This window comes from Streptomyces sp. NPDC029159, from assembly GCF_055564055.1.
Map to the genome: position 1 here is coordinate 167,446 of NZ_JBVHWT010000003.1, position 12,503 is coordinate 179,948.

Below are 12,503 nucleotides of genomic sequence, written 5' to 3' on the forward strand. Positions count from 1 at the left end.
CCTCATAACTGTCAGGTCCGTGCGTACTTGGAGGTGAACCGCCGTGGCACTCTCGATTTCGGCGGTGGTGCTGCTGGCGATCATCGTCTTCTTGCTGGTCAAGAAGGCCGGGCTGAAGGGCGGGCATGCGTTTGTGTGCATGTTGCTGGGCTTCTATCTCGCCAGCTCGTCCGTGGCCCCGACGATCAAGCAGCTGACGACGAACGTCGCCGGGATGCTCGGGGGTATCAAATTCTGACGTACAGCGCGTAGGGGGTGTCTTCCCGGTCTTCGTGGGGTCGTGGCGCCTGGCACCGCACCTCGCGGCGTTGTCGCCCCACCCACGGACACCCAGTCCGCGGGCAGGGCTCCGCCTTGCGATGCACGGCACCAGACGCCACGCCCTGACCCACGAAGACCGGAAAGACACCCCCTAGGGCCTGCGAACACCGCCCGCGCCGCCCGCCCGGCCACCGGACCACTCCCCGGGGCCGGGCGGCGGCATGTCCGCACCCGGGTGGGCGCGGCCGCCGGGCGCGTGTGCCGGGCGCGGGGCCCGGGCTCGTAGGCTGTTCCCATGACGGAGCCCGCCCCCACCCCGCCCGCGCCCCCCGGCGCCGACCGGCCCCGCCGTCTGCTGCTGGTGCACGCGCACCCGGACGACGAGTCCATCAACAACGGTGTCACGATGGCCAGGTACGCCGCCGAGGGCGCCCACGTCACGCTCGTGACCTGCACCCGCGGCGAGGAGGGCGAGGTCATCCCGCCCGAGCTGGCGCAGCTGGCGCCCGACCGGGACGACACCCTCGGCCCGTACCGCGTCGGCGAGCTGGCCGACGCGATGGCCGCGCTCGGCGTCACCGACCACCGCTTCCTGGGCGGCGCGGGACGCTACCGCGACTCCGGGATGATGGGCGCTCCGCAGAACGACCGTCCCGGCGCCTTCTGGGCGACGCCGGTCGACGAGGCGGCCGCCCACCTCGTCGCCGTGGTCCGCGAGGTCCGCCCGCAGGTCCTGGTGACCTACGACCCCGACGGCGGCTACGGCCACCCCGACCACATCCAGGCCCACCGGGTCGCGATGCGCGCCGCGGAGCTGGCCGCCGACGCCGCCTTCCGGCCCGACCTCGGCGCACCGTGTGCGATCGAAAAGATCTACTGGAACTGCAGTCCGCGCTCGGAGGTCGAGAAGGGCTTCGCGGCCCTGCGCGCCGCGGGCCGCTCCTTCCCCGGTATCGCCGCCGTCGACGACGTCCCCGGTGTCGTGGCGGACGACGAGGTCACCGCGGAGATCGCGGGCATGGAGGCGCACCGCGCGGCGAAGACCGCCGCGATGCGGGCGCACGCCACCCAGATCGCGGTCGACGGCCCGTTCTTCGCCCTCTCCAACGACCTCGGGCAGCCGCTCTTCGGTACCGAGTACTACCGGCTCGTCCGGGGCACGCCGCTCCCGGCGGCCGGCGGCCGGGAGGACGACCTCTTCGCGGGGGTCTCCGGCGACGCCACCGGCGCGCACTCCACCGACGGCCACCGGGAGGCGGGCGCATGAGCGAGGAGAAGAAGAACGGCACACCGCGGACCCGCGCGGGTGGTTCCGGTGTGCGCCCCGCGGGGCCCGGCGCGGGCGGCGGCGCCGCGGCGGCGATGGCCCGGCCGGTGACGCCGGGCCGGATCGCGCTGTACGTCCTGCTGCTGATCGGCGGGGTGCTGGTCGCGCCCGCCGGGGCGCTGCTGCAGGCCGCGTGGTTCCCCGGCGGACTGCTGCTGGCGCTGGCCGGGCTCACCGGTCTGCTGTACGGCGGCGGGCGGGCCACCGAGACCGTCTCCGGGGTGCTGGTGCCGGGCGCCGCCTGGCTCGTCACCGTCTTCCTGCTGCTGGGCACCACCCGTCCGGAGGGTGACTTTCTCTTCGGTGCCGGGCTCGGCTCGTACCTCTTCCTGCTGGGCGGGATCCTGGTGGCTGTGATCTGTGCCACCGCGGCGCAGCGGCGTGCGCTGGGCGTACCGCCCGGCCGGGCCGCCTGATCACGGGGCCCATACCTGGACATATGTCGTGGCGCACGGGGTGAGTTGGCCGTGCGCCGGGGGTTGCCTCGTCGTCGTGGTCCTGCCGTGCTCCACGAGTACCCCTGTGCGGCGGCCAGTATGGTGGTGCGCGCCGCCGCGCCGCCCTCGGGGCGCCCCCCGGGACGAGACCCGAGATCACCTCTGACGAGCGGCGGAGCCAACCGGGAGAACCTGCTTTGAGTCGTGAATCTGACAGTTCGTCCTCCGGCCCCCAGGGCCGGGGCAACGCCGTCTACCCCTCGGGAACGCCGCCGTACGGCACGCCCAGGGGAGAAGGTGAGGCGGCGACCGGTGCCGCCGCGCAGCCGGAGGAGCAGAAGACCGAGACCACGCTGACGACGCGCATCAAGATCAACATTCCGGGTTCGCGGCCCATCCCGCCCGTCGTCGTGCGCAAGCCCGTGGGTGAGGAGTCCGGCATGAGTGCGACGACCGGAGCGAACGGTGCGTCAGGAGAGGGCGGCGCGCCCACTCCCGACGCGGCGGCGGACGAGGCGGGCGCCCCGCCCCGGCTCCCGCGCCGCTCACCCGCCGCCCAGCGCCCCGGCGGCGCCGCGGCCCGGCCCGGCGCCTCGTCCGGCTCCGGCGACGGCACCAGCTCCTGGTTCGCCCCGCGCAAGGGCCAGAGCGCGTCCTCGACGACGGGTTCGCACCCGGCGCCCGGCGCCTCGTCCACGACGGGCTCGCACCCGGCGCCCGACGTCTCCTCGACGACCGGCTCGCACCCCGCGCCCGGCACCTCGTCCCCCACCGGCTCGCACCGCGCACCCGGTGCGCCGGACGCGGGCGGCGCGCCGTCCGGGCCCGACCTGCCGTACTTCTCGGACGCCCCGGCCGGCGGCGCCGAGCCGTCCGGCGGCGACCCGCTCGGGCTCTCGCCGTTCGACGGCGGTGGCCGCCCGGCCCGGGAGCCCTCGCCGTTCGACGCCCCGGCGCCCGGCGCCGCCTCGCCGTTCGACGCGCCCGCCGCCGACCTGAGCCCGTTCGACGCCCCTGCGGCGAAGGCGCCCAGCGGTCCCACCACCGGGCCGGCCCGCGGCAAGAGCGCGGTCACCCTGCCGCCCGGCTTCAGCGACCCGGGCGCGGGCGAGACCGCGCCGGCCGGGCCCGGTGCCCCGGCCGGGATCACCGGCGGCCTCTCCGCAGGTCCGGCCGGCGGCCCGAAGGCCGCACCGGCCAAGGGCCCCAAGGGCTCCGGCCCCCGCTCCGGCGGCCGGGGCGCCGCCGACACGCTCGTCGGCGGCATCCCGAAGGTCCCGGCGGGCGACGGTCCGCCGAAGTCCGGCAAGGACGGCGAGGCAGCGGCCCCGGCGCCGCTGCCGAAGATCCCCGAGCCGATCAACCCGCCGAAGAAGAAGGGCCGCAACAAGCTGGTCCTGGTGGGCGCCGGAGTCGTCGTCCTCGCCGCGGTCGCCTACGGCGCCGGGCTGCTCCTCGACCACGCCGACGTCCCCAACAACACCACCGCGCTCGGTGTGCCCATCGGCGGAGAGGCCAGGGAGGACGCGGTCAAGAAGCTGGAGACGGCGCTCAAGGACCGCACCGACGAGCCGCTGAAGCTCACCGTCGACGGCGCCGAGCGGAGCCTCGATCCGGTCAAGGCGGGCCTGGGCGTCGATGTGCAGGCCACCGTCCGGGGCGCCTCCGGCCGGGACTACAACCCGGTCTCCGTCATCGGCTCGCTCTTCGGCGTCGCCCGTACCGCGCAGCCCGCGATGACCACCGACGACGAGAAGCTGGAGATCGCGCTGCGGCAGGTCGCCGGCGGCTCCGGCGGTACGGAGGCGGGCGAGGGCGGCATCACCTTCTCCGGCGGCCGGGCCGTGCCGCACTACGGCAAGCCCCACAAGGCCGTCGACGTCGCCGCGTCCAAGAAGAAGGTCGCCGACGCCTACCGCGAGCGCGTCACCACCGGCGCCCAGCCGACGCTGACGCTGGCCGCCTCCACCCAGGAGCCCAAGGTCTCCAAGGAGGCGGTGGACAAGGCGCTCAAGCAGTTCGCCGAGCCTGCGATGTCCGGCCTGATCACCGTCCGTACGGACGCCGCGCACACCGTGTCGTTCAGCCCGGAGAAGTCCATCCCGAAGTTCCTCTCCTTCCGGCCGGCCCCCGACGGCAGCCTCGTCCCGTACTACGACAGGGACGCCCTCAAGGCGCTCTACGGCGACACCTTCAACGGCGTCCTGCTGACCAAGGGCGACGGCAGCAAGAAGCCGGTCACGCCCGCCGAGGTGGCCAGCGCCGTGCAGATGGCGCTCCAGGGCACCACGCCCGCCGACCGGGTGCAGACCATCGGCGAGGGCTGACAGCCCGTACCCCCGCATCGAGGCCCCCGGAGCGCGCGCTCCGGGGGCCTCGCCCATGACAGATGTCATGGCGGACTGCGGACAGCCGACACTGCCGCCGACCCCCCTCCTGCCGCGATGCTTGAGGGCATGACGACAACCTCAACCACCGCCCCGGCCGCCGGGCGCCGGACGGAGCCGGCCCCTGTGGTCAGCTTCCGCGAGGTCACCAAGCGGTACGGCGCGGTGCGCGCCGTGGACGGCATCGACCTGGAGCTGCACCCGGGCGAGACGGTCGCCCTGCTCGGCCCCAACGGCGCCGGCAAGTCCTCCACCCTCGACCTGCTCCTCGGGCTGCGCACCCCCGACTCCGGCACCGTCGCCCTCTTCGGCACCACCCCGCAGCGGGCCATCGCCCAGGGCAGGGTCGGTGCGATGCTGCAGAGCGGCGGCCTGATGCAGGGCGTCAAGGTCCGCGAACTGGTCGGCCTCGTCCGGGACCTGCACCCCCGCGCGTACCCGCTCGATCAGATCCTGCGCGCCGCCGACCTCACCGACATCGCCGACCGCATGGTCGACAAGCTCTCCGGTGGCCAGCAGCAGCGGGTCCGCTTCGCCCTCGCCACCGCCGGCGCGAGCGATCTGATCGTGCTGGACGAGCCGACCACCGGTATGGACGTCTCGGCCCGGCAGGCGTTCTGGGGCACCATGCGCGCCCAGGCGGCGGCGGGCCGCACCGTCCTCTTCGCCACGCACTACCTCGAAGAGGCCGACGCCATCGCCGACCGGGTGATCGTGCTGCACCGCGGCACCGTCCTCGCCGACGGCACCGCCACCGAGATCAAGGCCCGCGCCGGGGCCCGCCGGATCGTCTTCGACCTGGACGGCACCGTGGACGGCGAGGCGCTGCGCGCGCTGCCCGCCCTCACCGCGCTGGAGGTCTCCGGCCGCACCGTCCGCATCCAGTCGCACGACGCCGACGCGACCGTCCACGCGCTCTACGGCCTCGGCCTCTACCCGCGGAACCTGGAGGTCGCCGGGCTCGGCCTGGAGCAGGCGTTCCTCGCTCTGACCGCCGCCACCGACGCCACCACCACCGCCGGGGAGGCGGGACGATGACCACCCTGATCACGCTGGAGATCCGCCGCGCCCTGCGGAACAAGAAGTTCATGTTCTTCTCGGTGATCTATCCGCCGGGGCTCTACCTGATCATCGCGGGCGGCGCGGGCGGCAACCGCATGCCCGGGATGCAGCTGGACATGGGGATGTACTACATGGTCGCGATGGCCGCCTTCGGCGCCATGACCGCCGTCCTCCTCGGCAACGCCGAACAGATCGCCAAGGAGCGCGAGTTGGGCTGGGTGCGCCAGCTGCGGCTGACCGCGCTGCCCGGCCGCGGCTACGTCGGCGCCAAGATCGCCGCGGCGGCCACCGTCAGCCTGCCGTCGATCGTGCTGACGCTGCTGACCGGCGCCTTCGTCAAGGGCGTCCGACTGGCCGCCTGGCAGTGGGGAGCCATCGCCCTCGCCACCTGGCTCGGCAGCTTCGTCTTCGCCGCCCTCGGCGTCGCCATCGGCTACCTCGCCACCGGCGACGCGGTCCGCCCGATCAGCATGCTCTGCTACTTCGGCCTCGCCTTCCTCGGCGGCCTGTGGATGCCGCTGACGATCCTGCCGCAGTGGGTGCAGAACCTCGCCGAGTACGTCCCCACCCACGCCTACGCCGCGCTGGGCACCGCCATCGAGGGCGGCGGCGGACCGCATCCGAAGGACGTCGCCGTCCTCCTGGTATACCTGGCGCTCTTCGTGAGCGGCGCGGCCTGGCTGTACCGCAAGGACACCCGGAAGGCATGACGACGTGACGACGGAGCGCGGGACACAGGGGCGCGGGACGGAGGACTACAACCCGATCCGGATGGGGCAGCCGTCCCGCACCTGGCGGCAGGCGGTCTCCAAGGCGCTGTGGATCAGCGTCTGGATGCTCTACCTCGCAGGCCCGGTCGCCGACCTCTTCACCGGCGCCGCCCCGCCCACCACCCGCATCCTGGGCGCCGTCGGCCTCGCGGGGTACGTGGTGCTCTACTTCGCGCTGGTCTTCCGCCACATGTGGCGGGGCGTCACGCTGCGGGCCGTCTACCCGCTGCTCGTCGCGCTGCTGGCGCTCTCCGTCGCCCTCGCCTGGAACCTCGGCGCCAACTGGCTGGTGCTGTTCATCTTCACCTCGGTGGCCGCCGGCGTCGTCCTGCCGTGGGAGCACGCCCGCTGGGCCGTCCCGGCCGTCACCCTCGTCCTGCTGACCGTCGGCTTCCGCTTCCCGGAGGTCCGCGGCTACTACCTCCTGGCGTACGGCCTCCCGGCGGTCGGCACCGGCTACACGATGATCGGCGTGCAGTACCTGATCCGTACGACGAAGGAGCTGCGCGCCGCACGGGAGGAGGTCGCCCGCCTCGCCGCCAACGAGGAACGCCTGCGGATGGCCCGTGACCTGCACGATCTGCTGGGCCACTCGCTCTCGCTGATCACGCTCAAGAGCGAGCTGGCGGGCCGGATGCTGCCCGCCCGCCCCGAGGACGCCGCGGCGCAGATCGCCGACATCGAACGGGTCGGCAGACAGGCCCTGGTGGACGTCCGCGAGGCCGTCACCGGCTACCGCAGGCCCCGCCTCGCCGTCGAACTGGCCGGGGCCCGCGCCGCGTTGCGCACCGCCAAGATCGCGGTGGACGCCGACGAGGCCCTGGAGCAAGGCCGCCCGCTGCCGGAGGCGGCCGAGTCCGTGCTGGCCTGGGCGCTGCGGGAGGCCGTCACCAACGTCGTCCGGCACAGCGGCGCCCGGCGCTGCACCCTGCGGCTCACGGCGGAGAAGGAGCAGGACGGCGCGCCCGCGCTGCGCCTGACGGTCGCGGACGACGGCGTCGGCGCGGCCCGCGGCACCGTCGACGGCAACGGTCTCGGCGGTCTCCGCGAACGCCTCGCGCTGAGCGGCGGCCGGCTGGAGACCGGCCCGGGCGACGGCCGGGGCTTCCGGCTCGCGGCGATCGTGCCGGTGCCACAGGAGGAGGCCGCCCCCGACGGGGGTGGGGACGGCCCGGCGGACGAAACCCCTGCGGCGCCGCCCGCCCCCGGCACGGCGCGGTAGCCGGGGCGGCCCCGGGCGCGGCCTTCGCCCCGGCCGGCCGCCGCGCTCCCCGTAAGCTGGCCGCATGATCCGACTGCTGCTCGCCGAGGACCAGTCCATGGTCCGCGAGGCGCTGGCCGCGCTGCTGGAGCTGGAGGACGACCTCCGCGTCGTCGCCCAGGCGTCCCGGGGCGACGAGGTCGTCGAGCTGGCCCGGGAGCACGCCGTCGACGTCGCCCTGCTCGACATCGAGATGCCCGGCATGAGCGGTCTGGACGCGGCGGCCGCCCTGCACGCGGCGCTGCCCGGCGTGCGGATCGTCATCCTCACCACCTTCGGGCGCCCCGGCTATCTGCGCCGCGCCATGGAGGCGGGCGCCGCCGCGTTCCTGGTCAAGGACGCCCCGGCGGCCCGCCTCGCGGAGGCCGTCCGGCGGGTGCTGGACGGCGAGCGGGTCATCGACCCGGCGCTCGCGGCCGCCGCCCTCGCCGACGGCGTCAGCCCGCTCACCGACCGCGAACGCGAGATCCTGATCCGCGCCGACGAGGGCGGCACCCAGGCCGAACTCGCCCGCCACTTCCACCTCTCGCAGGGCACGGTCCGCAACCACCTCTCCAACGCCATCCGCAAAACCGGCGCCCGCAACCGCGCCGAGGCGGTCCGCACGGCCCGCGAGAAGGGGTGGCTCTGAGCGGGGACGCGTCCGGGTGACCCCGCCGTACGGGGGCCGGGACCGTAGCGGCCCTCTGCCCCAACTCCCGCCCTCACGGCCTCAGTTGAGCATCGCCCGGATCTCCGCCGCGCGCCCCCGTACCGTCTCCGCCGTCGCCCGGTCCACCGCCTCGACCACCCGCGCGTACTCCTCCAGCTCGGCCGCGCCCTCCAGGAAGCGGCCGCAGTTCACCAGCGCCTGGGCGCGGTCGTGGCGGAGCCGGGCCGGATGGCTGGGGAGCAGCAGGGCCAGCTCGACCGCCCACAGGCCCACCGGGCCGTGCTCGGGGCGGGCCTGCGCCCAGGCCCGGATGTTGTTGAGGATCCGCGCCACGATCTCCAGCGGATCGGCCGGCAGCAGCATCGGCGCCTCCAGGGCGGCCCCGGCGCCCGCCACCTCCGCCTCGGACAGCAACCGGCCCCCGGCGAACGGATCGGCCAGCACATGCGCCCCGTGCGGATCGCCGAACCCGACGACGAAATGGCCCGGCAGCGCCACCGCGTACACCGGCGCCCCGGCCCGCCGGGCGACCTCCGTCCACACCACCGACAGCAGGATCGGCAGCCCGCGCCGCCGCCGCACCACCTCGTGCAGCAGTGACGACTCCAGCCGCCGGTAGTCGGCGGGCACCCCGCCGAACCCCAGGCGGCGGCCGAGGAGTTCACCGACGTTACGGGCCCACGCCGCCGGGCCGCCCTCCGGCGCGAACGGCAGCTGCCCGGCCAGCTCGTCCAGCTCGATCTGGACGGCGTCCATGCCCGCCTCGTCCAGCGCCGGATCGCCCTCCGCCGCGACCAGCAGACAGAGCAGCACCAGGTCCGGCCGCTCGGCGCGGGCCTCCTCGGCGAACCGCCGCCGTCGCGCCCGCGCCGCCTCTTCGGACCCGCCGGGCCCGGCCCCGCTCAGGGCGCCACCGCCGCGGGTGCGGTCCGGTAGTGGTAGCCGTGGTGGTCGGTGAAGCCGAGCCCGTCGTAGAGTCCGAGCGCCGCCGCGTTGTCCGCCTCGACCTGGAGATACGCGGCCGACGCCCCCTCGTCCAGCGCACGGGCGGCGAGCGCCGCCATCACCAGACGGGCCAGCCCCCGGCGCCGCGCCCCGGGCGCCACCTCGACCGCCGCGAACCCGGCCCACCGGCCGTCCACCACACAGCGCCCGATCGCCTCCGCACCGCCGTCCGCACCCGTCACCGTCGCGAACCAGACCGACGGACCGCCGGTCAGCACCGCCCGCGCCTCGGGCGCCGGCCCGGCCGCCCGGTGGTAGCGCGCCAGCCAGGCCGCGTCCGGCTCCCGGGCCAGCCGCACCCGGCTCAGGTCGGCGCCGGTGTCGGCCAGCGGCGCCAGCGCACCGGTCCGCACCAGGGTGTGGCCGGACGCCGTCCAGCCGCGCCGCTCCAGCTCGCCGGCCAGCTCCTCGGCGGTGTCCGGGCGGCCGGTGGTGACGGCGACGACCGGCGGCAGACCGCGCGCCGCGTACCAGCGGACGGTGTGCGCCAGCGCCTCGTCCAGCGGGACGCCGGGGTCGCCGAGCGGCAGCACCGAGTTGGCCCGCCGGGTGAAGCCGCCGGACGCCCGCAGCGTCCAGCCACCGAGACGCTCGGTCTCGACGGCCGGCCAGCCGCGGGCGGCCACCTCGGTCAGTTCCCGGACGTCCGCCGCCGGGCCCCGCCGCCGGGCCGGGGCCCGGGGCACCACCTTGGCGGCGACCAGCAGCTCTTCCCCGATCCTGACCTGCTCGCCATTCCTGCGTGTGATGATGAGCACACCCTCGGTCCAGGATGTGAGCGTTCCGACCGCGTCCGTGAACGCCCACTGACCTGCACTGTCGTCCGTACGGCGCCGGACCGATACCCTTTTGCCCACGTCAGCATGGGTGATGCGAACTTCAGCACGACCGTCGGTCATGAATTCCACCGCTCTTCCCGCCCCTCTTGTTCGTCTCGTGCCCGGGAACGGAGATACTAGGTGCGGGCATCGACGACGCCGCGCTCCCGCGCGCCCTGCGGCGGCCTGCCAATCGGTCCGCCGGCCCTACCGAGGAGGAACGACAGCGTGACCTACGTCATCGCGCAGCCTTGTGTCGACGTCAAGGACAAGGCATGCATCGAGGAGTGCCCCGTCGACTGCATCTACGAGGGCTCCCGGTCCTTGTACATCCACCCGGACGAATGCGTCGACTGCGGGGCCTGCGAGCCGGTCTGCCCGGTCGAGGCGATCTTCTACGAGGACGACACCCCTGACGAGTGGAAGGACTACTACAAGGCGAATGTGGAGTTCTTCGACGAGCTGGGCTCGCCCGGCGGTGCCAGCAAGCTCGGCCTGATCGAGCGCGACCACCCCTTCATCGCCGCGCTGCCGCCGCAGAACCAGTAAGCGGTCCACCGCGGCGCCCCGAAGGTCTCGTACGGCACCGACGCCGTACGGGGCCTTCGCGCATTTCCGGGTCCGGCACGCATACCGTGGCCGGACCCGGCCCCCGCGCCGACGTCCCCGACGTCACCCCGCACCAGAAAGAGAGCATCGTGGGCGCAGTCTCCTCCCTCCTTCCGGTCTTCCCGTGGGACCGCCTGGAGCCCTACAAGGCCACGGCCGCCGCACACCCCGACGGCATCGTCGACCTCTCCGTCGGCACCCCCGTCGACCCGGTGCCCGAGCTGATCCGCGCGGCGCTGACCGACGCGGCCGACAGCCACGGCTATCCCACGGTCTGGGGCACCCCCGCGCTCCGCGACGCCCTCACCGGCTGGGCCACCGACCGCCTCGGCGCCCGGGGCCTTGCGCACACCAACGTCCTGCCGGTCGTCGGCTCCAAGGAACTGGTCGCCTGGCTCCCCACGCAGCTGGGCCTGGGCCCCGGCGACAAGGTCGCCCACCCGCGCCTGGCCTACCCGACGTACGAGGTCGGCGCCCGCCTCGCCCGCGCCGAACCGGTCGCCTACGACGACCCGACCGACCTCGACCCGGCCGGGATCAAGCTGCTCTGGCTGAACTCGCCGTCCAACCCGACGGGCCGGGTCCTCACCGCCGACGAGCTGCGCCGCATCGTCGCCTGGGCCCGTGAGCACGCCATCCTCGTCGTCAGCGACGAGTGCTACCTCGAACTGGGCTGGGAGGCCGACCCGGTCTCCGTGCTGCACCCGGACGTCTGCGGCGACTCCCACGAGGGCCTGGTCGCGGTGCACTCGCTCTCCAAGCGCTCCAACCTCGCCGGTTACCGCGCGGCGTTCCTCGTCGGCGACGCCGCCGTCCTCGGTGAGCTGCTGCAGATCCGCAAGCACGGCGGGATGATGGTCGCCGCGCCCGTCCAGGCGGCCACCGTCGCCGCCCTCGGCGACACCGCGCACGTCGCCGAGCAGCGCGAGCGCTACGCCCGCCGCCGCACCGCGCTGCGCACCGCGTTCGAGGCGGCCGGGTTCCGCATCGAGCACAGCGAGGCGTCGCTCTACCTCTGGGCCACCCGTGACGAGCCCTGCTGGGACACCGTCGGCCACCTCGCCGAGCGCGGCATCCTCGTCGCCCCCGGTGACTTCTACGGACCGGCCGGTGACCGCTTCGTCCGGATCGCCTTCACCGCGACCGACGAACGCGTCGACGCGGCGGTCCGCCGGCTCGGCTAGCACGTACGCGAAGGGGCCCGGGGAGCGTGAACTCCCCGGGCCCCTTCGCCGTGCCTGGCGCCGGTGCGCCGACCGTCAGCCGCCGACGGGGAGCCCGCCGAGCAGGCCCTTCCCCTGGGTCGGGAGGTTGCCGGCGACACCCTTCACCGCGTTGGTGGGCAGCGTGTCGGTCGACAGACCGTCCTTGCCGGTCGTGCGGAGGACGTTCCCGAGGGAGTCGGCGGTGCGCTGGGTGGTCGGGGCGGCCCGCTGGACCACCGGAGCCGCGGTGTCCGCCAGCGCCGGGGCGAGCTCCTGCGCGGCCGCGCCACCGGCCTCGTTCACCACGCCGACGCCTTCGTGCGCGACCGTGTCGAGGGTCTCGCTGGTGTGCTGCGAGTCCAGGGTGGTCAGTCCGCCCAGGTCGGTCGCGCTCGGCAGGGGCGCGGCGGTCGCGGCACCGGCCGCGCCGACCACGGGTGCCGCGCTCGCCGCGACCAGCAGGGCGGCTCGGGCGATCCGGCGCGTAACGGGGAGGGACATGGTGCTCCTTCGACGGAGGGGGCGCGTACTTCTGACAACTGGACACCGAGGTGCCGAGTCCGCCGGGCCGACGGACGCCCTGACTACCGCGTCAGCCCTCCGAAGGTTGCGGTGAAGTCCGGTAAAGAATTGATAACGCGTCACATAATCCGCCGTGCCGAAAGGCGGGCAATATACGCATTCGGCTGCCTCTCGCGATACGGCCGCA

At 74.5% G+C, this 12,503-nt stretch carries 13 protein-coding genes; 10 read left to right on the plus strand and 3 right to left on the minus strand.

All coding sequences use genetic code 11. The annotated features are described in order from the left end of the window. Positions 1-43 precede the first annotated feature (43 nt). The 8 genes from ACZ4U4_RS07750 to ACZ4U4_RS07785 all read left to right on the plus strand — a co-directional run bounded on the left by ACZ4U4_RS07750 (position 44) and on the right by ACZ4U4_RS07785 (position 8,136). A complete protein-coding gene (locus ACZ4U4_RS07750; protein ID WP_030287173.1) occupies positions 44-238 on the plus strand; it encodes a hypothetical protein in 195 nt (64 codons plus the stop codon). Between the two features lie 318 nt (positions 239-556). Further along, entirely contained in the window at positions 557-1,528 is a 972-nt protein-coding gene (gene mshB / locus ACZ4U4_RS07755; protein ID WP_467870091.1) for an N-acetyl-1-D-myo-inositol-2-amino-2-deoxy-alpha-D-glucopyranoside deacetylase, read from the plus strand. Further along, the gene (locus tag ACZ4U4_RS07760) at positions 1,525-2,004 is read left to right on the plus strand and encodes a DUF6113 family protein (protein ID WP_467870094.1); all 480 of its coding nucleotides are present in this window, start codon (positions 1,525-1,527) and stop codon (positions 2,002-2,004) included. The genes mshB and ACZ4U4_RS07760 overlap by 4 nt, the downstream gene beginning before the upstream one ends. Positions 2,005-2,222: 218 nt before the next feature. Continuing rightward, complete coding sequence (locus tag ACZ4U4_RS07765; protein ID WP_467870096.1) at positions 2,223-4,352, plus strand: hypothetical protein; 2,130 nt, start codon at positions 2,223-2,225, stop codon at positions 4,350-4,352. A gap of 129 nt (positions 4,353-4,481) precedes the next feature. Further along, positions 4,482-5,450, plus strand: coding sequence for an ABC transporter ATP-binding protein (locus tag ACZ4U4_RS07770; RefSeq protein ID WP_467870099.1), 969 nt, complete (start codon positions 4,482-4,484; stop codon positions 5,448-5,450). Beyond that, complete coding sequence (locus ACZ4U4_RS07775) at positions 5,447-6,184, plus strand: ABC transporter permease (RefSeq protein WP_467870102.1); 738 nt, start codon at positions 5,447-5,449, stop codon at positions 6,182-6,184. The genes ACZ4U4_RS07770 and ACZ4U4_RS07775 overlap by 4 nt, the downstream gene beginning before the upstream one ends. 61 nt (positions 6,185-6,245) lie before the next feature. Continuing rightward, complete coding sequence (locus ACZ4U4_RS07780) at positions 6,246-7,466, plus strand: sensor histidine kinase (protein WP_467870909.1); 1,221 nt, start codon at positions 6,246-6,248, stop codon at positions 7,464-7,466. A 64-nt stretch (positions 7,467-7,530) separates the two neighbouring features. Then, a complete protein-coding gene (locus ACZ4U4_RS07785) occupies positions 7,531-8,136 on the plus strand; it encodes a response regulator transcription factor (RefSeq protein ID WP_467870105.1) in 606 nt (201 codons plus the stop codon). 81 nt (positions 8,137-8,217) lie between these two features. On the opposite strand, the gene ACZ4U4_RS07790 is transcribed toward ACZ4U4_RS07785, so the two are convergent. After that, complete coding sequence (locus ACZ4U4_RS07790; RefSeq protein WP_467870911.1) at positions 8,218-9,063, minus strand: transglutaminase family protein; 846 nt, start codon at positions 9,061-9,063, stop codon at positions 8,218-8,220. Continuing rightward, positions 9,060-10,070 (minus strand): GNAT family N-acetyltransferase, encoded by a 1,011-nt coding sequence (locus tag ACZ4U4_RS07795; protein WP_467870108.1) that lies wholly within the window; start codon positions 10,068-10,070, stop codon positions 9,060-9,062. Before ACZ4U4_RS07795 ends, ACZ4U4_RS07790 begins: the two co-directional genes overlap by 4 nt. A gap of 138 nt (positions 10,071-10,208) precedes the next feature. Between ACZ4U4_RS07795 and fdxA the strand changes: the two genes are divergently transcribed. Both fdxA and dapC read left to right on the plus strand, forming a co-directional pair. After that, positions 10,209-10,529, plus strand: a complete 321-nt coding sequence (gene fdxA / locus ACZ4U4_RS07800) for a ferredoxin (protein ID WP_004950253.1) — start codon at positions 10,209-10,211, stop codon at positions 10,527-10,529. 149 nt (positions 10,530-10,678) lie between these two features. Then, a complete protein-coding gene (gene dapC / locus ACZ4U4_RS07805) occupies positions 10,679-11,773 on the plus strand; it encodes a succinyldiaminopimelate transaminase (protein WP_467870111.1) in 1,095 nt (364 codons plus the stop codon). Between the two features lie 75 nt (positions 11,774-11,848). On the opposite strand, the gene ACZ4U4_RS07810 is transcribed toward dapC, so the two are convergent. Then, entirely contained in the window at positions 11,849-12,295 is a 447-nt protein-coding gene (locus ACZ4U4_RS07810; RefSeq protein WP_467870114.1) for an ATP-binding protein, read from the minus strand. Between the last annotated feature and the right edge of the window lie 208 nt (positions 12,296-12,503).

What these genes read in the sequence shown, in the direction of transcription:
- ACZ4U4_RS07775 (WP_467870102.1), top strand. Translation starts at nt 5,447, where the DNA reads ATGACCACCCTGATCACGCTGGAGATCCGCCGCGCCCTGCGGAACAAG.
- ACZ4U4_RS07770 (WP_467870099.1), top strand. Translation starts at nt 4,482, where the DNA reads ATGACGACAACCTCAACCACCGCCCCGGCCGCCGGGCGCCGGACGGAG.
- ACZ4U4_RS07810 (WP_467870114.1), bottom strand. Translation starts at nt 12,295, where the DNA reads ATGTCCCTCCCCGTTACGCGCCGGATCGCCCGAGCCGCCCTGCTGGTC.
- mshB (WP_467870091.1), top strand. Translation starts at nt 557, where the DNA reads ATGACGGAGCCCGCCCCCACCCCGCCCGCGCCCCCCGGCGCCGACCGG.
- ACZ4U4_RS07760 (WP_467870094.1), top strand. Translation starts at nt 1,525, where the DNA reads ATGAGCGAGGAGAAGAAGAACGGCACACCGCGGACCCGCGCGGGTGGT.
- ACZ4U4_RS07785 (WP_467870105.1), top strand. Translation starts at nt 7,531, where the DNA reads ATGATCCGACTGCTGCTCGCCGAGGACCAGTCCATGGTCCGCGAGGCG.
- ACZ4U4_RS07780 (WP_467870909.1), top strand. Translation starts at nt 6,246, where the DNA reads ATGGGGCAGCCGTCCCGCACCTGGCGGCAGGCGGTCTCCAAGGCGCTG.